Genomic DNA, 18,824 nt, shown 5'->3' on the forward strand with positions numbered 1-18,824 from the left:
CCCCCTCGCCCGGGAGGATCGCCCATGAGCACCGCCGTACCCGCGCCAACCTCGGCCGGCGTCCGCGCCCGTGCGGTCGCCGAACTGCTGCGCGCGCGCCTCGATGATCCCAGCCGGGCCAGCGCCGAGCTGCCCCGGAGGCTGGCGGCGGCACACGACGCCTCGCCGTACCTGTTCGAACCGCAGGCTGTGGTCCGCGCCGCCTCGGCGGCCGAGGTCGGGGCGTTGATGGCCGGCGCCCGGGAGGCCGGCGTGTCGTTGACCCTGCGCGGCGGTGGCACCAGCCTCGCCGGGCAGGCCGGCGGCGCCGGCGTGCTGGTCGACGTCCGCACCGACTGGCGGCACGCCGAGGTCCTCGACGACGGCTGGCGCATCCGGCTGCAACCCGGCCTGACGATCCGGCAGGCCAACGCCCGGCTGGCCCGCTACCGACGCCGGCTCGGCCCGGACCCGGCCAGCGAGGCCGCCTGCACCGTCGGTGGCATGGTGGCCAACAACTCCAGCGGGATGACCTGCGGCACCACCGACAACGCGTACCGGACGATGGAATCGCTGCGCTTCGTGCTCCCGTCCGGCACCGTCGTCGACTCCGGCGCCCGCGACGCCGACGACCGGCTGCGGACCGACGAGCCCGAGCTGCACGCCGGGCTGCTGCGGCTGCGCGACCGGGTGCGCTCGACGCCGCAGTCGCGCGCCACCGTCGAGCGGCTGTTCGCCATGAAGAACACCATGGGGTACGGGCTGAACTCGCTGCTCGACCACGACAGCCCGGTCGAGATGCTCGCCCACCTGATGATCGGCAGCGAGGGCACGCTCGGTTTCGTGGCCGAGGCCGTCTTCCGGACCGTCGAGATCCACGACCACGCCGCCACCGGCCTGCTGATCCTGCCCGGTCTCACCGCCGCCACCGACGCGCTGCCCGCCCTGCTCGCCGCCGGCGCCCGTACCGCCGAACTGCTCGACGCGGCAGCGCTGCGGGTCAGCCAGCGCGACCCGGGTGCGAGCCCGGCCCTGCGCGGGCTGACGGTCACCGGCCACGCCGCGCTGCTGGTCGAGTTCACCGAGGAGAGCGCGGAGCGGCTGGCCGCGACGCTGGCCGACGCCCGGGTAGTCCTCGACCGGCTGCCGGCCGTCGCGGGCACCGAGCTGACCCGCGACCCGCGCGAACGGGCCCAGCTCTGGCACCTGCGCAAGGGCCTCTACACCGCCGTCGCCGGTGCCCGCCCGCCCGGCACCACCGCCCTGCTGGAGGACATCGCGGTGCCGATGCCACGGCTGACCGGCACCTGCGACGGGCTGATCCGTCTGTTCGACAGGCACGGCTACCCGGACGCGGTGATCTTCGGGCACGCCCGCGACGGCAACCTGCACTTCATGCTCACCCAGTCCTTCGACACCGCTGCCGAGATCGAGCGCTACGCCCGGTTCACCGACGACATGGTCGACCTGGTGCTGGCCGAAGGGGGCACCCTCAAGGCCGAGCACGGCACCGGCCGGGCCATGGCACCCTTCGTCCGGCGGCAGTACGGCGACGAGCTGTACGACGTGATGCGCGAGCTGAAGCGGTTGTGCGACCCGACCGACCTGCTCAACCCCGGCGTCCTGCTCAACGACGACCCGACAGTGCACCTGCGGCAGCTCAAGGCCGTGCCGACCGTCGACCCCGAGCTGGACGCCTGCGTCGAGTGTGGCTACTGCGAGCCGGTCTGCCCCACCGCCGACGTCACCACCACCCCCCGGCAGCGCATCGTCCTGCAACGACAGATCGCCCTCGCCACCGCCGCCGGCGACGAGGAACGCCGCCGGGAACTCACCGCCGACTACGCGTACGCAGCTGTGGACAGCTGCGCCGCCGACAGCCTCTGCGTCACCGCCTGCCCGGTCGGCATCGACACCGGGGCGGCGATGAAGCGGCTGCGCGCCGAGCGGCACAGCCCACGCGCCCAGCGCACCGCCCGCACCGCCGCACGGCACTGGCAGGCCGCCGTGACGGGCGTCCGGGTGGGACTGACCGCCGCGCACGCCGTACCGGCGCCGCTGACCCGCGCCGCCACCGGGGTGATCCGAGGGCTCGGCGGGACCGAACTCATGCCGCTGTGGAGCGACGACATGCCGCGCGCCGGTGCGCCCCGCCCCGCGCCCCGCAGCGAGCCGGACGCCCGGGCGGTGTTCTTCGCGGCCTGCGTCGGCAGCCTCTTCGCTCCCGAGGACGGCCGGTCCGGCGGAGCGGCTACGGCGTTCCTGCGCCTCTGCGAACTGGCCGGAGTCCCGCTGGTCGTACCGACCGGAACAGCGGGCCTGTGCTGCGGAACCCCGTGGCAGTCCAAGGGCTACCCCGCCGGGCACCGGGAGATGGCCGAACGGACCCTGGCCGCGCTCTGGGCGGCCAGCGACGAGGGCCGGTTGCCCGTCGTCTGCGACGCGTCGTCCTGCACGCACGGGCTCACACAGCTGACCGCCGCGCTGGCCGAGGAGGATCGGGCCCGCTACGCCGGCCTGCGCGTCGTCGACAGCGTGAGCTTCACCGCCGAGCACCTCCTGCCGGCGCTGCCGCAGCCCCGGCGACTGCGCTCGCTGGCCCTGCACCCCACCTGCTCCACTGTGCACCTGGACGGCATCGACGACCTGCGCACCGTGGCCCGGGCGGTCGCCGACACCGTCACCGTGCCGGACAGCTGGGGGTGCTGCGCCTTCGCCGGTGACCGGGGGCTGCTGCACCCCGAGGTCACTGCCGGTGCCACGGCGGCGCAGGCCACCGAGATCAACCAGCGCGGCCACGACGCGTACGCCTCCAGCAACCGCACCTGCGAGCTGGGCATGAGCCGGGCCACCGGGCAGTCGTACCGGCACGTGCTGGAGGTGCTCGTCGAGGCCGTCGAGCCGCCGGCGTAACCGGCACGCGCACGCCGCCCGCCGCGAACTGCGGCGGGCGGCGCGGTTGGTACGTGATCTCAGGACAGGGCGATGTCGCTGTAGTAGTAGCGCAGGATCGCCTGGTAGGTCTTGCCCTGGTTGGCGAGGTCACGCGAGCCGTACTGCGACAGCCAGTCCCCGTCCACCCAGCCACCGCACGCGGTCGTCGTCGCGCAGTAGTGCGCCCGCAGGATGTTGCCGTTGCGGGTCATCCGGGCCGACCAGGTCCGGTCCACCGCGGCGGACGTGGACGAGACTGCCGTCGACGGCCGGTAGACCTGGTCGCCGGTGTCGTCCCGGACGTCGTAGCACTGTCCACCGGACGTCTTCCGGGTCGAGTGCAACGCCCAGTACCAGCCGTAGCTCTTGACGGCCATCGCACCGGCGTCCAGCGAGGCGGCCGGCCAGCTCGTGATCCACTCGTTCGGGAGGACGTTCTTGACGTACGTCTTGAAGTCGACCCGATCGACGCGCCCGAGGCTGACCCGGTACACGAGGATCGTGCTCGGCAGCTTGGTGTTGGTGCCGTCGGTGCTACAGCCCGTCGCCCCGCTCACCAACTCGTGCGAGGCGTTGTTGTTCTTCAGCGTGGCGTTGAGGTTTGCCATAGCGCCGGCTGCGAAGTCCTGGTAGGAACCGGCGAAGTTGCTGTTGAAGTAGACCCGCACCGTCTTGCCGGTCCGGTTCCACACCGACGCGGCGTTGTTCTTCACGCACAGGCCCTTGCCGCTGCCCGCGCCCTTGAAGTCGTAGCAGGTCGGCTGGGTCGTGCCGTAATCATCGAGCGAGTCGGTGAAGTCGGAGACCGAGCCGGCCTGGTCGCTGTTGTAGTAGTAGCAGAACTCGCCGCTGTCGCAGGTTCCGTCCCGTCCCGCCGCCGCTGCCGGCGAGGCGACACTCAGGATGGAGGTGGACATGGCGAGGACGGCGCCGACGACGGCGAGGCCCTTGCGAAAATTCACGGCGTCCTACCTCTCGTTGTAGCCCTGGGAGTTCCAGAACGCGGTCGGGTCGGCGTTGTCCAGGGTGGGGTCGCCGACGCTGACGGCCGCGTGGGTCTGCCGGCCGGCCCGGACCTCGACGTGGGTGTGCGCGCCCGAGCTGGAGGACACCCCGTGCCACGACTCGTCGGCGATGATCTGGCCCTTGCTGATGGCGTCGCCCACGCTCACCCCGGACCTCGGCGCGGTGTGCAGGTAGATCACCGTCTTGTTGAGCGAGGAGTTGTAGACGGAGATCGTGGACAGACCGCCGCTGCCGGTGGCGCCCCGCGCCACGTAGGTGACAGTTCCGGAGACCAGGGCACGCACGTCCGAGCCGACGCTGCGGGCGATGTCGATGCCCTCGTGCCGGCCCGGCGTGGTGGTGTAACCGTCGAAGGCGCAGGTGACCGAGCCGCCGCTGGCCTGGTACAGCGCGTACGACAGGTTCGTGCGCGTCGACGGCGAGAACTCGTGCGAGGCGTTGTTGTTCTTCAGCGTGGCGTTGAGGTTGCCCTTCGCGCCGGCCGCGAAGTCCTGGTAGGAACCGGCGTAGCCGCTGTTGTAGTAGACGCGCACGGTCTTGGTGCTGCGGTTCCAGACCGAGGCGGCCTCGTTCTTGATACACAGGCCCTTGCCAGCGCCGGCGCCCTTGAAGTCGTAGCACGAGGGCTGCTCGGTGCCGTAGTCGTCGAGCGAGCCGGTGAAGTCCGAGACCGACCCCGCGTTGTCGCTGTTGTAGTAGTAGCAGAACTCGCCGCTCTCGCAGACCCCGTCTCGGGCCGCCGCCGACGCGGGCGATCCGACGCTGAGGATCGAGGTGGTCGCGGCCAGCGCGACGCCGACGGCCGCAAGGCTCTTCCGGATGTTCATGGTGTCCTTTCAGAATTGGTGAGGGGTGCGGGTCACTGCCCGCGCTGGTACTGCTCCCAGGTCCTGATCGGGACCTGGGGGCCGTCGTCCGGACCCTGGTTGGCCAGACCGTTCAGGCCCAGGTAGTAGTCGCCGACCTGGTGCTGCGCCTGACTGGACAGGTCCGTGTCGTTGATCGCGGCGGCGTGGATGTGCCACGGCCAGTCGCCCTGATCCGGGTTGCGGACCCAGGCGGCGAAGCCGACCTGGCGCAGGGCCCGGGCAACTGCGGTGCGCCTGGCCGCGGTCATGCCGGTGACCGCGATGTCCACCACACCCCCGCCGTCGTGCGTACCGGCCGAGGTGGGGTCGCCGCCGGGGTTGTACGAGCCCTGGTCGAGCACCAGGGGGTAGCCGAGCAGCCGCTGCGCCTGCGCCAGCATCGCCTGGGTACGGGCGTTGACGACGTACCCGTCGCGCGGGACCTTCGCGCCCGGGCCGATCGTGTTGACGACGGTGTAGCGGTTCTGCCCGAGCTTTGTCAGCGACGTCGTGCCGGGCAGCCCGTTCGCGGCCAGCCCGGTGTAGCCGAGCGTGCGTTGGTACGCGGCGTACGCCGAGATGGTCACGGTGCCGAAGTAGCCGTCGACCCACTGCGCGTTCAGCAGGCCCTGCGCCTGCAACGCCTGCTCGACGGCGAGCACGGAGCTCTTCGCGCCCGGGGTGAGGGTGTTGTCGGGCCGACGGGGGTCGATCTGGGCGGCCAGGACGGTGGCTTCCATGTCCACGACTGGCCGCACGGCCGTGGTGACGGTTCGCTGCGCGGTGGTGCCGGATGTGGCGGCCCACGCGTGGGCCGGGACCCCGACGGCCACGCAGAGCGCGGCGAGCCCGACGGATAACCACTGACGACGCACTGTCGATTCTCCTCGCGGTTGGTGAGTCGTTCGGAACGGACATCACCTTGCGAGAATCGACCTGCTGTTCGGTACCCCCGCCGTCCTGTCAGATCCGTCAGATGGTCATCGACCTCGACGGATGTGGTGTTGTCAGCTTCGGCAGCACCGGGGCTGACACCGGCTCATCGTGCGCTGACACCGGCGACCGGGGCGCGCTCAGGCGATGACGGTGACCATGAAGTACACCGGCCGGCGGGTGGGGAAGAACTCCTGCCCGTTCTCGTCGACCATCTTCCAACTGACCCAGCACTTCCCGGGGCGGCTCGGTGCGGTGACCTGAACACTGATCATCACCTGCTCGTCGGGAGGCGTGTCACCGATCGCCACCCGGTCCGGCACCTGGCAACCGTCGGCGTCGGCGGTCGGGTTGGTCCGGGCGAGGAAACGGTTGTGCCAGGCGACCTTCCCCACGTTCTTGAGGGCCCACACCTTGACGAACTGGGAGTTCACCCGCACCCGGGTGCCGTCGGGGATGGTCACGTCGGAGATGAACTTGCTGGAGTCGCCGGGGATCAGCGAGTCCGAGAACGCTGACTCGGAGGGCGACGCCGGCGGTGCGGGCGACGCGGCCACGGCACCGGGGTCGTCCCGGGACTTGTCGCGGACGATGACACCCACGACGGCAACCATCGCCACCACCAGCACGACCGAGGCGGCGGCGAGCCACGGCAGCCGGTGCCGCCGCGCACCCACCACCTCCTCGTCGGTCCGCGGGTAGCCCGTGATAACCAGCGCGCCCCGATCCCCGGGCGGCGTCACGGGGACGCCGGAGACGACGGGCCGGTGGGTCTGCGGGGCGTCGACCCTGGTGTCGGGCTGCTTGTCAGCGGTGGCGGGCGGGGTGTCGACGCCGGCCGGGGAAGCGGTGCCGATCGGTGCCACCTCGGCGTCCGCGATGCCGGGGACCGTCCCGGGGAGCTGTGCGTCCTCCCATCGACGCCGCCACTGGACCTCGTCCGCCTCGCAGGCTCGCACGAACTCCCGGACGGTCTCCCAGGAGGGGAACCTGGTTCCGGAGGCCGCCTCGTGCAGCGTGGTGTGCGAGATCCGGCCCGAGCGCCCCGCCATCTTCCGGAACGACGGGTCGCCCGCCTCGGCCCGCAGGGCCCGTAGCTGTTCGGCGAACCGCTCGGCGGCCCGTCTGTCCTGAGTCGACTCCGTGGCAGCACGTTGGTCCTTCATCACTCCCCCATGTCAGACGACGTTGTCAGGCGTTGTCAGAGCGTGTCAGAGGGTACCGAACGGGCGGTGGCCGCCATCAATGTGGTGCATCGACGACACCGGCGGGCGACGCCCCGGTGCATTGAAGGAGGTCACCCGATGAAAAGCCATATCCGACGTGGCGTACGCATCCTCGCGGCCGCCGGTCTGGCTCTGCCCGCGACGCTGGCGTTCGCCGGACCCGCGCACGCCGAAACCAACCCGCGCTGTGCGGGCTCGGTGCAGATCGGTGCGACGGCGTACGTCACCGTCGGCGGTCAGACCGCGGCATCGGTCAAGCAGTACAAGGGCTGCGGTAAGAACTACGCCTACACGTACGTGTGGCAGCAGTACCGGGCCAGCCACGGCGCGTACCAGGTGTGCACCTCCATCGTGACCGGAAGCACGCTGCGCGACCTGCAGTGCTCCAGCGGCCCGGAGGTCTGGTCGCTGGGCGCGAACACGCTGTCGGTGTGCACCCGCGCCCTCGGCGGCATCTCGGACGTGGCGCAGAAGGAGACCGAGGTGCGCTGCTGACCTGACGAGTCCGACGTACCCCGGTGGGGTGCTGGCCGGTCCAGCGCCCCACCGGGTCACGATGTCCGGGTCAGGGGCAGGGGGTCCGCGCGCAGACGTCGATGACCCTGCCGGTGAGCAGGAAGACCGCCTTCTGTTTCTGGGCCCCGACCTGGGCGCGGGGGAACTCGTGCGGATCGTCGCCGAACTCGGGCCCGGCCGGGGCGAGGTTGGTCGGCGGTGGCGCCTGGGCCGCGCCGCTGTTCCAGATCACCATTGCCGATCCGGTGTACGGGTAGCGGCGGATCGGCGCGATACCCCAGTACGGGTGCACGTCCAGTGACCAGCCGTCGGCGAGCGCGGGGGTGTGCAGCCGAGCGCCGATGGTGCGCGCCTGCACCTCCGCAGCGGCGGGTGACACCTGCTGGTCGCCGAAGGCCACGTGCATCAGCACCTGGTGGGCGGGGGTGCGCGGTAGGGGCTGGTCGGTCAGGTGCTGGGCGTACCCGTTGGCCTCGGACCGGTCCCACAGCATCTGCAGCAGCGCGAGAATGAGCTGCTGGTCGACAGTGTCCGGGTAGTAGCCGTCCAGCACGCTCTGGAACGGCGCGAAGTCCACACTGCGTTGCAGCAGCGTGGAGTAGTTCATCGCCGGCACGCCGAGCACCGACCGGGTCCAGTCCTGGGCGATGGCGGTGAGCGCGCCGCCGTTGATGCCGCCCTGGCTGTTGCCGTCGTAGTGCAGCCCGCCACCGCGATCGATCAGCGGTCGGGCGGCGGCGTCCCGGAACGCCGGGTGGGCGGCGAAGCCGCTGGGGTGGATCATCGCGCGGCCCAGGAAGAGGAAGTTCAGGAAGCTCTGCTGCAACCGGTCGGCCACCGCGGGAAAGGCGCTGAGGTCGGTGAAGGCGCCGGCCACATAGGGAACGTCGGCGGCGGCCATGCCGATCCAACTGGTCGCGCAGAAGGTGAAGTTGTGGGTGTTCGACATCGTCTTGACGTTGCCGGCGTTGATCTCGGTCGGCCGGCCGAGCAGCCCGTGGCCGTACAGCGAGAGGTGCGCCGGCTTCGCGGCCGAGGCGCTGCGCGGGATGTTGCAGACGAAGTCCGCCGCCAGTGTCGTGCCCGACGGCGTGGGCAGGGCGTTGGGCGTGGGCGGTGTCCCGGCGCCGCCGGCCGGGCCGTAGTGCAACCGGGAGCCGGGGCCGCCGTCGCCGGTCAGATAGGACGGCACGCCGATGGTGCCGCTGACCTGCCGGGCGATCAGCGGGTCCTGCTCCGGCCGGTAGTCGGTCACCTGGGTGACGGTGACCGACGGGACAGCCCGGCCGAGGTCGGCGAACGCGTCGTCGCGGACCGCCAGCATCCGGCCGGTCAGCCCGTGCCGGCTGGCCACCGTGAAGTCCCAGGCCAGGTAGAGGCTGTGCCGGTTGACGCCGCTCCGGGTCAGATCGGTGAGGATCCTGCGCATCTGCGGCGCCCGGGGGTCGCGGTGTGTGACGCCGGCACCCGTCACGTACGCCGTGAACGCCTTCGGCGCTCGGATCGGGGCCCCGTTTCCGTCGTGCAGGCCCCGCAGCCCGACCACGTAGCGGGTGCCCTCGGCCAGCGCCACCGCCGGCCGGATGATCAGCAGCTGCCGGTCGGGCTGGCCGACGGCGTGCGCGTCCAGCTCTGCCCAGTACGGCGTGCGTGTGCCGGTCCGGGCGTTGAGCAGCACGATCGGGGCGTCCGGTGCCAGCGAACGGCCGATGTCGGTGACCGGGGCGATACCGCTCGCGGTGGCGTCGAGACCGGGTACGCGCACCAGGATCGGCGAGCCCGGGCTGAATCCGTCCTGCCGGTTCCACTCCGTCGGGTCGATGGGGGTTCCCTGCACGTTGGCGGGCATCGCGGCGGCGGCGAACCGTACCCGTTTGCCGGTGGGGCTGCTCCGGTCCGGAACGGTGAAGTAGTCGTTCGGGAACGGCAGCAGGCAGGCGGTCGGGTCGATCGGGTCGCAGGACGGGTGCCCGGCCGGTGCGGGTGCCGTCGGCGGTGCCGCGGGGGCCGCCGTGCCGAGCAGGACCGCGCCCGCGGTCACCAGCACGGACACGGCGAGACGGAGCCCTCTGGGGGTGGTCACAGGCATCTCCTTCGACGCTGGACGGCGGACCGATGCGGGGCTGACGGTGGTGGTGTTCTTCCTACGCTTGTGAAAGAAACTCAGCAAGGGTCGATGAGTCCGCTCGCACACAATTGCGGGCGGCGCCGCACCAGCAGGCCGCCCGCGATCCCCGCGACGATCGGGAAGGCGGCGACCAGCAGCAGTTGGGCGCTCGCCGAGAGGGGGGCGGCGAGGCCCAGGAGCCCGGCCCCGATCGCCGAGGCCGCCACCTTCAACCCGGCGCCGATGGTGAAGACCTGAGTGCGGATCGTCTCGTCGGCCAACTGATTCCGGGCCAGGAACAGCGCTGCGCCGAGCGGTCCAGTGCAGAGACCCGACAGCGCGAACAGCGCTGCGGCCAGTGGTAGGGAGTGCACAGCGGCGGCCAACGCGAGCGGTACGCCGACCGCGGCCATCGCCCAGACTGTCACCCGGGGTGCGTGGCGGGCGGGCAGCGGCCGCCATGCCCAGAGCAGCGATCCCACCAATGCGCCACCGGCGGTCACGCTGAGGAGCAGCCCGGCTTGGGTCGGTTGCTGTGCAGCGGCAGCAAGGGTGGTGGCCACGACAGCCAGACCACCGAGGCCCAGTTGACCGAAGCTGGTGGTGAGGGTGATCGTTCGCAGGTCCGGGATCCGGGCGATCGCGCGGGCACCGTCGAACAGGCCGGCGGCTCGTGTCCGCTCCGTCGTGGTGGAGGCGACCAGGCGCAGGGATGTGACGCCGAGGGCGCCGAGCCCGGCGGCCACCGTGAGCGCGAGAACGCCGGCGCCGGGATCGGCCGCCGCCAGCAGCCCCACCGTGGCCGGCCCGAGCATGCCGGCGACGCTGTAGGACAACGAGTCCAGCGCGAAGGCGCGAGCCTCCTGTCCGGGTCCGGCCAGTGCCGCCAGTCGGCTGGTCAGTCCGCCGGTCAGCGCGGGTCCGCAGCACCCCGCGATCGCGAGGACGAGGCAGGTCTGCCACAGCGGCGCATGGCCGAGCATCGCGACCGGGGCGGCGAGGCCGGCGGCGAAGACGGCGATCGCGCCGGCGAGCACGACCGCCGGCCGTCGCGCGCGGTCGACCAGCGCACCGACCAGGGGCGCAGCCACGACGTGTGGGAGGAGCAGGGTGGCGACCAACGTTCCGCCGACGGCCGCGCTGCCGGTTCGGTCCAGGGCGAGGATCACCAGCGCCACACGTGCGCCTTCGTCGGCGGTACGCGCCAGCAGCGCCGCGGTCAGGTACCGGACCAGTCGAGCGTTGTCCCGACGGCTACCGGAACCCGCTCTCGTCACCCGTTCAACCGGTGATGCCATCGCATCACTCTTGCATCGCATCACGTCACCGGTCAATATGGTGACGTGAGGTTCGAGTTCATCGCCGATCGGCCGGTACTGGACTTCCTCCCCACGCTCGCCGAGCGTGGGCACACCGATGTCGAGCAGTTGGCCGCTCCGCGAGACGTAGCGGATTGGGCCGTCCAGGCCGGCATCGTCGAACGACCGCCCGCTGTGGACGACGCCGGGCTGAGCCACGCCAAGGCGCTGCGAGAGGCGATGTTCCGCCTGGTCCAAACCCTGATCAACGGCACCGGGCCGATCCCGACAGACCGCGAGCTGGTCAATGCAGCCGCCGCGAAGCCGCTACCCGCGCTGCGCCTTGAGGCCGACGGGGTGCACCGCGACGGCGACCTGGCCGCCGTCCTGGCGGTCCTGGCGCGCGACTGCCTGGAGTTGCACGCCAGTCGCGACCGCCTGACCCTCCGCTGGTGCGCCGACGAGCACTGCACCCGAGCGTTCGTCGACCGGTCGCGCGGCGCGCGGCGGCGCTGGTGCGGCATGCGCGGCTGTGGAGACCGCGCCAAGGCGGCCGCGTACCGCCAGCGACGGCGCACCCCGGCACCATGAGGACAACAGACTCACGGTCGTGGCCGGCACCCCGATCGCGCTAGGGCTGCCGGCCAGGACCGACCCCACGATGACTCACGGCAGGATCAGTCGGTGATCACCGGCCAGGCGTAGGCGAGCAGGGCGCAGGCGGCACCCAGAAGCGCGAGCGAGACACCCCTCGTGGGCAACGGCAGGGCCGCGAGCACGATCAGGATGACGGCGACGACGTAGAGAAATGCCTGGACCGACATGGTGTTCTCCTCGATCAGGGGGTAGAGGCGGCTGCCTTCATCCGCCGGGATGCCCCCGGACGTGATCGTGGAAACGTCCCCCGGATCACGGTATGCGCACAGTGGACGCGGGGTCCGTCAATGTGGTGTGCCTAGGCTTGGAGGAGAAGTGCTTCGGCGCCCACCGGTCGAAATCCCGCCGCCTGGAAGGCGCGCACGCTGCGGGCGTTCCCGGTGGCCTGCTGGGCCCAGACCGGCTGGCCGTCGGGCACCAGATGCCGGGCCGCCGTCGCCAGCGCCCGCCCCAGGCCCCGGTGGCGACGCTCGTCGTCGACCTCGATCGCCGCCTCCCAACGGCCGGCCACCCCTCGGCCGAGCACGACCACTCCACCCTCGGCGGCCCAGACCCGGACGTCGTCACGGCGGCGACGGGCCCTGACCTCGCGGGGATGCTCGCCGTCGGCAAGCTCGGTCAGCCGCAGTGGCGGCGGCCCGGCGAGGTTGCTCGCGACGGTCAGCAGGTCGATGGTGTCCATGGACCGTCGGGTGCGGTCGAGCAGCGCACCCAGGAAACGCGGGTTCATCGTGGCCGCCAACGGGTCGCAGTCGGTGCTGCTCAGCAGACGGCGTACCCACTGGGGGTCTTCGTCGGTGAACACCACCGAGTGCCCGGTGAAGGCGATGACTCCGGCGTCCCGGCGGCTGGGTTGCGGCACCACTGTGGTTCCGCCGTCCGGTGGTGGGAAGTGCCCGTGCGCCGCCGCGTCCAGGACGTCGGCCAGGTTGCGGTCCATTGTCGCTCTCTCCTGCGGGGCCCGGCCAGGTCGAGGCCGACGCGGTCCAGGGTGTGACCCACCCTCGGGGTCACACCCTAGACAGCACCGTCGGCGTGACGGCGCACCGCTGCCGGGCGCCGTCGACGACCCCGACGGGTCAGCAGCCGATCCGGCTGGACCCCACCGCGACGTCGTCGTACCAGAGGGTGTCGGCTCCGCCGCCGTAGCTCTCCCAGCCCAGCTTCAGGTCGGTGAGCTGCGGTCGCCAGGTGCGGTTGTACCACTGGCCGTCGATGTCGTGCGTCGGCGCGCCGTCGGCGGTCAACCCGACGATGGCGGTGCCGTCCAACCAGGTACGCAGCTGACCGGCCGCGCCGTCCACCATGAACTCCAGGCAGGTCCATCGGTTGGTGGGCAGCGGCACGCTCTGTGCCACCCCGGCCGGGCTCTGCTCGGGCAGCGTCGCGTCGTCGGAGGCGCGGTTCCACTGCAGGGCACCGTTCTGGCCACCCAACCGCAGGTCCTTGTTGCCGTCGGCGGCGTCGACCATCGCCATCATCGTGGTGTGTTCGGTGGGCTGGGCGCTGGTGTGCCGGACCCAGATCCGCCCGTAGCGGACGGTGCCCACACTGCCGAGGTTCTTGGTGGACCTGATGAAGACGTGGTTGCAGTACCCGGCTGCGCCGTTGATCCGGACCGACCGGCTGCCGCTGTGCGTGGTGGTGGTGTCGATGGTGGCGGTGCCGGCACCGGAACAGTCCGGGCTGACCACGGCCCAGTCACCGGACGGCGTCGAACCGGTCTGGCTCTCGAAGCCGTCGCAGAGCACCGCGCCGGCACACCCGGTCGGCGGCTCGGTGGTCGGCGGCGGGGTGGTGGGCGGCGGCGTCGTCGGCGGTGGGGTGGTCGGCGGAGGCGTCGTCGGTGGGGGCGTCGTCGGCGGCGGGGTGGCGCCGTTGCACGCGACGCCGTTCAGCGCGAACCCGGTCGGTGCGCCGGGACTGGAGCCGTACGTTCCCTGCAACCCGAACTCGGTGGAGCCGCCGGCCGGGATGCTGCCGTTGTACGACGCGTTACGGGCGGTCACCGTCGATCCTGACTGGCTGACAGTGGCGTTCCAGCCGCTGGTGACCCGCTCGTCCCCCGCGTACGTCCAGGTGACGGTCCAACTGGAGACGGCCGTGTCCCCCGGGGAGACCTTGATGGCGGCGGTGAACCCGCCGGGCCACTGGTTGGGTGTGTAGTCGATCCGGCAACCCTGGGCGGCCGACGCCGGGCCGGTGAGCACCGCCGCGCCGGTTGTGGTCGCGGCGGCGGCCAGCGCGGCGACGACGACCACTGTCGCGGCGGGGCGGGCACGGAAAATCGTCATGGAAGGTCCTTCTGAATCGAGCTGAGCGGAGGCCGCGACCGCGGCGTGTCCTGGACGGACGCGACGCGAGAACGTGCCCTGGATGCGGCGCGGCGGTGCGCCACAGCTGCCGGTCGTGCGGACGACCGAGATGCCCGGCTCGGGGCGGACCTGTCAGCCGCCGACGGCCCGGTCTCCCGGGCCTCGGCGGCGCCCACCCTCAATCTATTGATGTACGCCGATTCAATCAAGCGGTGTGGGGCAAGGTGACCACCGGCGGGCGTCCGGTTCGGTGGGCCGCCACCCGTGGTTCGGGGAATCGGAGGTGTCGCGGCGAGAGAATCTCCTGGCGATGTCGATTCGCGGGCCGCTCGTTCGACGAGTGCGTGCGAGGGTCGGGAGGCGGCCCGTCGGATGAGGAGAAGACGATGTCGAGGTACATGTTGATCATGCGGGGCACCGACGAGACGAACGCGGCCATGATGGCCTCGATTGATGAGGCGATGGCGGCGACCGGCCGGTTCATCGAGGAGATGATGAAGGCGGACGTGCTCGTCGCGGCCGAGGGTCTCGACGATCCGCGCCAGGGCGTCGTTGTCGACTTCGGTGGCGAGACGCCGGTGGTCACCGACGGCCCGTACGGCGAGACCCGGGAGTTGTTCGGCGGCTACTTCCTGCTCGACGTCGCCACGAAGCAGGAGGCGGTCGAGTGGGCCAAACGGGTCCCGGCGGTCCGCGGCTCCAAGATCGAGGTCCGTCGGGTGGCCGAGGCCGACGAGGTTCCGCTGGGCGGCGAGAGCGACGGCCAGGTCTGATGGGTACGGCCGACATCGAGGCCGTCTGGCGGATCGAGTCGGCGCGGATCGTCGCCGCGCTGACCCGGTTCACCGGTGACTTCGGGCTGGCCGAGGATGCCGCCCAGGAGGCGGTTGCCGAGGCACTGGTGGCCTGGCCGCGTGGATCTCCGGCCAATCCGGCCGGGTGGTTGATGGCCACGGCCCGGCGGCGGGCGATCGACGCGATCCGCCGCCGGGCCGCCCTCCAGGACCGGTATGCCCTGTTGGCGGCCGACCCCGTGATCGACCAGGAGATCGATCCGGACCGGATCGACGACGACGTGCTGGCGCTGATGTTCGTCAGCTGCCACCCGGTGCTCCCCCGCGAGGCGCGGGTGGCGCTGACCCTGCGGGTGGTGGGCGGCCTGTCCAGCGAGGAGATCGCCCGCGCGTTCCTGGTGCCCGTGCCGACCGTGCAGGCCCGCGTCACCCGAGCCAAGAAGGCGATCGCGGCGGCCGGGGTGCCGTTCGAACTGCCGCCGCCCGGCGCGCGCCGGGAGCGGCTGGGCGGCGTGCTCAGCGTCCTCTACGTGATCTTCACCGAGGGGTCGACGGCCACCTCGGGTGAGCGGCTGTTGCGCCCCGACGTCGCCGAGGAGGCGATCCGGCTGGTCCGCACCCTGGCCGCGCTCCAGCCGGACGAGCCGGAGGTGCACGGCCTGCTCGCGTTGTGCGAGCTGACAGCGGCCCGCTTCCCGGCCCGGACCGACCCGCAGGGCGCGCCGGTGCTCCTCGCCGACCAGGACCGCCGACTGTGGGACCTGTCGGCGATTCGTCGTGGGCTGGCCGCGCTGGCCACGGCATCGGAGCGCGGCCTCGGCCAGTACGGCCTGCAGGCCGCGATCGCGGCCACCCACGCGTCGGCGCCCTCGGTCGAGCAGACCAACTGGGCCCGGATCGTCCGGCTCTACGAGGCGCTCGGCCGGGTCGCGCCCTCGCCGGTGGTCGAGCTCAACCGGGCCGTCGCGGTGGCCATGGCCTCGGGTCCGGCACCAGCCCTGGCCGTCGTGGACGAGCTGATCGCTTCGAACCGGCTCCCCGGCTCGCACCTCGTCCCGACCGTACGCGGTGAGCTGCTGACCCGCCTCGGCCGGCGGTCGGAGGCCCGCGCCGAGTTGGCGCTGGCCGCCCGGCTCTGCGCCAATCAGCGCGAGCGCTCGGTGCTGCTCGGCAAGGCGGCCGCGCTGGGCGGTGACTGAGATGGCCGGTCGGCGCGGGGACCCGTTGCTCAGGGTTCTCCGCGGCGCAGGCCGTCGAGGACGAGGGCGACGACACCGTCCGCGTCGGTGCGGAAGCTCGGGTGGTCGTAGGCCGCACAGATGCCGTGCAGGGTCATCATGACGGCGCCGGCGCCCACGTCGTCGCGGATGGCGCCGGTCTTGGCGGCGGCGGCCAGGAGATCGGCGACGACCTGGCCCAGAGCTTGGGTGCCCTCCGCCAGCGCGCCGGACTGGGTGGCCATCAGCGTCGCGAGGGTGCGGGCGAGGCCCTCGTGGTGGTGCAGGTGGTCCACGAAGCCGCGCAGGAAGGATTCCAGCGCCTGGTCGGCGGGGAGGGTGGCCTGCATCTCGTGGGCGCGCTCACACATGGCGGTGAGTTCTTCACGGTAGACCGCCTCGGCCAGCGCTTCACGGGTCGGGAAGTGCCGGTAGAGCGTGCCGGTGCCCACCCCGGCAAGTTTGGCGAAGTCGTCGAAGCGCAGGTCGAAGCGGCCGTCGGCGAAGAGCTCGCGAGCCTTGGCGATCAGGGCGTCGCGGTTGCGGCGGGCGTCGGCGCGCAGTGGCTTGGCATCGGTCACAGGGGCCCCAGGGTTGACAAGTGGAGACTGTCTCCATATTTTTGAAAGCGGAGATGACCTCCAATTATAGGGTACGAGGTGCCACGTGAAGATTCTGATGTTCGGTCGCGGCGTGATCGGCGCGGTGTACGGGTGGGCGCTGGAGCAGGCCGGGCACCACGTCGAGTTCTACGTCCGGCCAGGGCGGGCAGCGGCGTACGGCGATGCGATCGATCTTGATCTGCTGGACGCGCGCCGACGGCCGTGGGGGAAGCGGATCACCGAGAGGTGGCCGGTGCGCTATCGCGAGTCCCTGGAGCCGGACCACGACTTCGACCTGATCGTGCTGAGCGTGCAGCACTACAGCTTCGCGGAAGCCGCCGCCTTCCTGGGACCGCGCGTGGGCCGAGCCACAGTGCTCGTCTTCAACAACCTGTGGGTCGAGCCGCTGGCCGCGACAGCGCACCTTCCCGCCGACCAGGTGGCCTGGGGCTTCCCCGGGGCCGGCGGCGGTTTCGGCGACGACGGTGTGCTTCGTGGAAGTCTCCTGCCCGTGGTCACCTTCGGCACCCTCGGCGGGGCACCGACCGAACGCGAGCGGGCCGTGCGCCAGGTGTTTCGCGAGGCGGGGTTCAGGCTCCGGGAGAACCGGGACTTCCGTGGCTGGCTGTCGATCCACTTCGTGCAGAACGCCGGCCTGCACACGCAGAGCCTGAAACTGGGCTCGTTGTCCAAGCTCACGACCAGCACCATGCGCGAGGCGATCCTCGCCATCCGCGAACTCCTCCCGCTCGTCGAGGCCCGTGGCGTCGACCTGCGGCGGCACCGGGCCGACCTGTTGCCCTTCACGGCACCGGTCTGGCTGGCAGCGCCGGCGCTCGCCTGGCTGTTCGGGCACTTCCCGCCGATGCGCGTGGTGATGGAGGCGCACGCCAACCCCGAGGAACTGCGCGCGGTCTGCCGCGACACCCTGGCGGAGGCGCGCAGGCTGAATGTCGAGGTGCCCCGGCTGGAGGCGGCCGAGTCCTTCTTCGCCCAGCAGAGAACGACCTAGGCGGTCCCGGGCGAACGGGTCCCCACCCCGACGACCTGCCCCCAGCAGGGGAAGCACTTCCCCTGCGTCGGGGAGGAGAGCGAACCCACAGCCGGCGATCGTTGGTCCATGACTGCCGCTGACGAACAGACCCGAACCGGACCACCGGCGCCGGCGTACCCGAGCACCGCCGCGCCGCCCTGGGCGGTCTGGGCCGCCTACGCCGTTCCGCTCTGCGTCCTGCCGTCCGCGCTCTGGCGACTGTCGCTGGTGTTCACCGACGATGCCGTCTCGCACTGGTACATGCTGTTGCTGTCCGCGGTGTCGATGGGGTTGGCGCTGTCGACACTCGGGCTGGTGCACGGGTGGGGCCAGCGGGTTCCGCCGTGGATACCCCGCTTCGGCGGCCGTCGCATCCCGGCGCGTCCGGTCGTGGGCGTGGCGTTGGCCGGAGGCTGGTTGCTCGTCGCCGTCTGCGTGTACTTCCTGCTGAATCAGCGGTTCCACGTCGTGCAGAGCGGCTGGGTGGGAATCGGGGACGACGAACCGGCACATCCGGCCCCCGGCTGGGAGGTGTTGCGTTTCTACGCCCCACTTCTGGCGTGGGGTCCGCTGGTCATAGCCGTGGCCGCCGACTACCGCCGACGCGTCGCCCGGGTGCGACCAGCGGAATAGTCGGGGCCCGGCCGTACCCGGGCGGCCCAGCACACAGCCAACCCGCACGGCGACCGCGCCGGATTCGGTGCCCGGTCAGTTGGTCGCCGGGTGATAGTCCATGCCGTTGGTCCCGGGTACCAGGCGAGCGGTGTAGCTCGCACCGGCGGTGGTGTCGGTGTCGTCGTCAGCCTCGAAGCCGATGATGGCGCGGGTGAACGGCACGTCGGCGTGGACGGTGACAGCGATGTCGGCCAGCCAACGGTCGAGTGGGGCGCGCCAGGTCAGCGACTCGACGCCGCTGCGCTGGTCGAACGGGTACCCGCCGATCCTCCCGTCCACCCGGGCCAGCGCGCCGAGCGGCAGGTAGAGCACCAGGTTGTCGACGCTGTCGTACCTGGTCGTGTAGCTGCCGCACACCACCCGCGCGCCGGACGGGAGCGTGAGCGTCCCGCGCAGGTGCCCGCCTGTCGTGAACGCTTGCGCGCCGGGGGTCACCTCGACCAGGTCAACCCCGACGCGGCACCCACGGACGTCAGCGGCCCGCCAGAGAGCACCCGCGGCCCGGTCGAGTCGGGCATCATCGGCTGGCCCGAGGACCAGGATCAGCTCGTAGAACCCGCCGGCCCAGTTCTCGGAATCGATCATGTCATCGGCTGCCATCGCGTCAGGATGCACCGTGGCGCGTGCGGTGTCAGGCGGATAATCATCGGACCCGAGCTGGAGG

The 18,824-nt window shown here is 71.6% G+C and carries 18 protein-coding genes; 7 read left to right on the forward strand and 11 right to left on the reverse strand.

The annotated features are described in order from the left end of the window. The first annotated feature begins 24 nt into the window (after window positions 1-24). Complete coding sequence (locus IF22_RS0110245) at window positions 25-2,892, forward strand: FAD-binding and (Fe-S)-binding domain-containing protein (protein ID WP_030330646.1); 2,868 nt, start codon at window positions 25-27, stop codon at window positions 2,890-2,892. 59 nt (window positions 2,893-2,951) lie between these two features. Here the strand turns inward: IF22_RS0110245 and IF22_RS34285 are convergent, their stop codons facing one another. The 4 genes from IF22_RS34285 to IF22_RS33675 form a co-directional block, all read right to left on the reverse strand. Further along, window positions 2,952-3,875, reverse strand: a complete 924-nt coding sequence (locus IF22_RS34285) for a peptidase inhibitor family I36 protein (RefSeq protein ID WP_156057432.1) — start codon at window positions 3,873-3,875, stop codon at window positions 2,952-2,954. 6 nt (window positions 3,876-3,881) lie between these two features. Further along, window positions 3,882-4,766: a peptidase inhibitor family I36 protein gene (locus IF22_RS0110255; RefSeq protein ID WP_030330650.1), complete on the reverse strand. Its 885-nt coding sequence runs from the start codon at window positions 4,764-4,766 to the stop codon at window positions 3,882-3,884. Between the two features lie 32 nt (window positions 4,767-4,798). Further along, entirely contained in the window at window positions 4,799-5,662 is an 864-nt protein-coding gene (locus IF22_RS0110260; protein ID WP_030330652.1) for a peptidoglycan-binding domain-containing protein, read from the reverse strand. A 198-nt stretch (window positions 5,663-5,860) separates the two neighbouring features. Continuing rightward, entirely contained in the window at window positions 5,861-6,886 is a 1,026-nt protein-coding gene (locus tag IF22_RS33675) for an NBR1-Ig-like domain-containing protein (RefSeq protein WP_051708297.1), read from the reverse strand. A gap of 138 nt (window positions 6,887-7,024) precedes the next feature. Between IF22_RS33675 and IF22_RS33680 the strand changes: the two genes are divergently transcribed. Further along, on the forward strand, window positions 7,025-7,441 hold the full coding sequence (locus tag IF22_RS33680) for a hypothetical protein (RefSeq protein ID WP_051708298.1): 417 nt from the start codon (window positions 7,025-7,027) through the stop codon (window positions 7,439-7,441). A gap of 70 nt (window positions 7,442-7,511) precedes the next feature. On the opposite strand, the gene IF22_RS0110275 is transcribed toward IF22_RS33680, so the two are convergent. Further along, the gene (locus IF22_RS0110275) at window positions 7,512-9,545 is read right to left on the reverse strand and encodes a hypothetical protein (RefSeq protein ID WP_036411147.1); all 2,034 of its coding nucleotides are present in this window, start codon (window positions 9,543-9,545) and stop codon (window positions 7,512-7,514) included. Window positions 9,546-9,625: 80 nt separating this feature from the next. Continuing rightward, window positions 9,626-10,867, reverse strand: coding sequence for an MFS transporter (locus IF22_RS34945; RefSeq protein WP_156057434.1), 1,242 nt, complete (start codon window positions 10,865-10,867; stop codon window positions 9,626-9,628). A gap of 45 nt (window positions 10,868-10,912) precedes the next feature. Between IF22_RS34945 and IF22_RS0110285 the strand changes: the two genes are divergently transcribed. Further along, window positions 10,913-11,458 (forward strand): CGNR zinc finger domain-containing protein, encoded by a 546-nt coding sequence (locus IF22_RS0110285; protein WP_030330660.1) that lies wholly within the window; start codon window positions 10,913-10,915, stop codon window positions 11,456-11,458. Between the two features lie 86 nt (window positions 11,459-11,544). Here the strand turns inward: IF22_RS0110285 and IF22_RS35355 are convergent, their stop codons facing one another. The 3 genes from IF22_RS35355 to IF22_RS0110300 all read right to left on the reverse strand — a co-directional run bounded on the left by IF22_RS35355 (window position 11,545) and on the right by IF22_RS0110300 (window position 13,818). Further along, window positions 11,545-11,691 (reverse strand): hypothetical protein, encoded by a 147-nt coding sequence (locus tag IF22_RS35355; protein ID WP_167337290.1) that lies wholly within the window; start codon window positions 11,689-11,691, stop codon window positions 11,545-11,547. 131 nt (window positions 11,692-11,822) lie between these two features. Beyond that, window positions 11,823-12,464, reverse strand: coding sequence for a GNAT family protein (locus IF22_RS0110295; protein ID WP_030330662.1), 642 nt, complete (start codon window positions 12,462-12,464; stop codon window positions 11,823-11,825). A 139-nt stretch (window positions 12,465-12,603) separates the two neighbouring features. Further along, window positions 12,604-13,818, reverse strand: a complete 1,215-nt coding sequence (locus IF22_RS0110300; protein WP_030330663.1) for a cellulose-binding domain-containing protein — start codon at window positions 13,816-13,818, stop codon at window positions 12,604-12,606. Between the two features lie 407 nt (window positions 13,819-14,225). On the opposite strand from IF22_RS0110300, the gene IF22_RS0110305 reads away from it, so the two are divergent. Then, the gene (locus IF22_RS0110305; RefSeq protein ID WP_030330665.1) at window positions 14,226-14,612 is read left to right on the forward strand and encodes a YciI family protein; all 387 of its coding nucleotides are present in this window, start codon (window positions 14,226-14,228) and stop codon (window positions 14,610-14,612) included. Continuing rightward, entirely contained in the window at window positions 14,612-15,832 is a 1,221-nt protein-coding gene (locus IF22_RS0110310) for an RNA polymerase sigma factor (RefSeq protein ID WP_030330667.1), read from the forward strand. The genes IF22_RS0110305 and IF22_RS0110310 overlap by 1 nt, the downstream gene beginning before the upstream one ends. A gap of 29 nt (window positions 15,833-15,861) precedes the next feature. Here the strand turns inward: IF22_RS0110310 and IF22_RS0110315 are convergent, their stop codons facing one another. Then, a complete protein-coding gene (locus IF22_RS0110315; protein WP_030330668.1) occupies window positions 15,862-16,431 on the reverse strand; it encodes a TetR/AcrR family transcriptional regulator in 570 nt (189 codons plus the stop codon). Between the two features lie 85 nt (window positions 16,432-16,516). On the opposite strand from IF22_RS0110315, the gene IF22_RS0110320 reads away from it, so the two are divergent. After that, window positions 16,517-17,464: a ketopantoate reductase family protein gene (locus IF22_RS0110320; RefSeq protein ID WP_030330670.1), complete on the forward strand. Its 948-nt coding sequence runs from the start codon at window positions 16,517-16,519 to the stop codon at window positions 17,462-17,464. 108 nt (window positions 17,465-17,572) lie between these two features. Beyond that, a complete protein-coding gene (locus IF22_RS0110325) occupies window positions 17,573-18,118 on the forward strand; it encodes a hypothetical protein (protein ID WP_051708299.1) in 546 nt (181 codons plus the stop codon). A 75-nt stretch (window positions 18,119-18,193) separates the two neighbouring features. Here the strand turns inward: IF22_RS0110325 and IF22_RS33685 are convergent, their stop codons facing one another. Then, window positions 18,194-18,760: a hypothetical protein gene (locus IF22_RS33685; RefSeq protein WP_156057436.1), complete on the reverse strand. Its 567-nt coding sequence runs from the start codon at window positions 18,758-18,760 to the stop codon at window positions 18,194-18,196. Window positions 18,761-18,824: the final 64 nt, after the last annotated feature.

The sequence above is a fragment of the Micromonospora parva genome (genome assembly GCF_000718515.1).
In the GTDB taxonomy this organism is placed as follows: Bacteria; Actinomycetota; Actinomycetes; order Mycobacteriales; family Micromonosporaceae; genus Micromonospora; species Micromonospora parva.

Excerpts from the sequence above, each read along its gene's own strand:
- IF22_RS33685 (WP_156057436.1), bottom strand. The coding sequence starts at position 18,760 with ATGGCAGCCGATGACATGATCGATTCCGAGAACTGGGCCGGCGGGTTC.
- IF22_RS0110325 (WP_051708299.1), top strand. The coding sequence starts at position 17,573 with ATGACTGCCGCTGACGAACAGACCCGAACCGGACCACCGGCGCCGGCG.
- IF22_RS0110255 (WP_030330650.1), bottom strand. The coding sequence starts at position 4,766 with ATGAACATCCGGAAGAGCCTTGCGGCCGTCGGCGTCGCGCTGGCCGCG.
- IF22_RS0110245 (WP_030330646.1), top strand. The coding sequence starts at position 25 with ATGAGCACCGCCGTACCCGCGCCAACCTCGGCCGGCGTCCGCGCCCGT.
- IF22_RS33680 (WP_051708298.1), top strand. The coding sequence starts at position 7,025 with ATGAAAAGCCATATCCGACGTGGCGTACGCATCCTCGCGGCCGCCGGT.
- IF22_RS35355 (WP_167337290.1), bottom strand. The coding sequence starts at position 11,691 with ATGTCGGTCCAGGCATTTCTCTACGTCGTCGCCGTCATCCTGATCGTG.
- IF22_RS0110295 (WP_030330662.1), bottom strand. The coding sequence starts at position 12,464 with ATGGACCGCAACCTGGCCGACGTCCTGGACGCGGCGGCGCACGGGCAC.
- IF22_RS33675 (WP_051708297.1), bottom strand. The coding sequence starts at position 6,886 with ATGAAGGACCAACGTGCTGCCACGGAGTCGACTCAGGACAGACGGGCC.
- IF22_RS0110305 (WP_030330665.1), top strand. The coding sequence starts at position 14,226 with ATGTCGAGGTACATGTTGATCATGCGGGGCACCGACGAGACGAACGCG.
- IF22_RS0110310 (WP_030330667.1), top strand. The coding sequence starts at position 14,612 with ATGGGTACGGCCGACATCGAGGCCGTCTGGCGGATCGAGTCGGCGCGG.
- IF22_RS0110300 (WP_030330663.1), bottom strand. The coding sequence starts at position 13,818 with ATGACGATTTTCCGTGCCCGCCCCGCCGCGACAGTGGTCGTCGTCGCC.
- IF22_RS34945 (WP_156057434.1), bottom strand. The coding sequence starts at position 10,867 with ATGGCATCACCGGTTGAACGGGTGACGAGAGCGGGTTCCGGTAGCCGT.